Below are 1,384 nucleotides of genomic sequence, written 5' to 3'. Positions count from 1 at the left end.
AGAAGGGCGTCCAGGTTTGTCGTCACACACGAGCCAACGGGCGCCCTTCGCCATGGTCGCGGCCAGCACAAACATCGGACTCATTCATCTAGGTGCCCTTGTGCGTGTGGGCTGCAGCAATTCGGTCGGTTACTTGATCGGGTTAGGGGATGCAGCCTCGTCCCTCCTCGGGAAGGACGACCCGAAGACTTCTATGCAGCAAACGAGCGACCTGCGCAAGGCAATGCGTGGCGGCTCCGCTGACTGCCCTGTCCCCGTGCCCCAAGACGGGCGGCGCAGACTTCATAAGGTCTGCGCCGCCGCTCACTACAAGGTCACGGGCTTTCCTGAACACTGTCCGGACCTGCGTGCGGCCCGGATTTTATGCCTGGGTCAGGCGGTCCACCACGCCAGCCGCATACCTCGCACATACGGAGCAGCTTTCACTACCCCAGCCACCCACAACGCTCATTAGCTGCCTCTGCGCAGCAAGTGCGCCATCGCACAGTCCGTCTGGGTGTCGAGGAGCCGGTGGAGCCGGTCGTAGTCCTCGACAGTGGCGGTCACCGGCAACAGGTGTGGCGTCCTCTGCCGCAACGGAAGTTGCCTGCTGCACCCGATGGCACGGGCGTGCACTCCTTCCTGCGCGTTGAGGCGGTGGGCGAGCTCTCCGGGCTCGATTCCTTTGTCGTGGTCCTTGAAGTCGTGGCCCGAGAAACCGTCGAGTACTTCGGTCAGCTTCTCGCGGAATGTGCCGAGGTATCCGGGGCCCTGATACTCGCCGGACGCTACCAACAACAGGGCCAGTTCTTTCTCGCTGGTGGCGCCGATGCGGGTGAGTTGCTCGGCGACCCGGTCGACGAAGCCCGAGGAGCTGCACGCCTCGACGACCACGAATGCCCAGTGCGGTGCCACGCGATGACGTGACTCGTCGTGGAGGTGCCAGGCGACGGCCTGAGGGACGATGCGGGCGGCTGTTCTCGGGGTTCCCCGGGACGAGCAGGTACTCCTGTCGCTCCGGTCCCTTACCGTGTCCGATCCACAGCAGGACGGAGGTGCGTGTACCTCCCGAGGCCGCCCAGTGGGCCAGCCGCTCCTCGACCGTGTTCGGGTCCCACCTCGGGGGCGGTGCGGCACCCTGGGCGGTGACCGCGCCAACGCGGCCGAGGAGGGCCGTGATCGCGGCGGCCTCCTCGCCGGCGGCGATGCGCCGCTCGCCGTGCACGTCGTCGAATATGAGCGTGTGGACGGGTAACTCGTCCACGTACTCGGCTCCGTAGAGCTCCGTCGCCATTTCTCCTGCGCTCATGTACTAGGCACTGTTTCTCGGATCACGTTCGGAGCCAGATGGCGAGGGCTGCGAGTGTGACGGTGCCGAGGTAGATGTAGGCGCGTTTCTCGTAGC

General features: G+C 65.4%; 1 protein-coding gene. It reads right to left on the bottom strand.

Features of this window, described 5'->3' with window-relative positions; genetic code table 11:
• Window positions 1-450: 450 nt before the first annotated feature.
• Window positions 451-894 (bottom strand): hypothetical protein, encoded by a 444-nt coding sequence (locus ACGFR7_RS37500; RefSeq protein WP_393328568.1) that lies wholly within the window; start codon window positions 892-894, stop codon window positions 451-453.
• Window positions 895-1,384 lie beyond the last annotated feature (490 nt).

It is taken from the genome of Streptomyces sp. NPDC048516 (assembly GCF_043199875.1).
Lineage (GTDB): Bacteria > Actinomycetota > Actinomycetes > Streptomycetales > Streptomycetaceae > Streptomyces.
The sequence above is the reverse complement of the archived record's forward strand: the minus strand, read 5'-3'. Positions and strand labels throughout refer to the sequence as shown.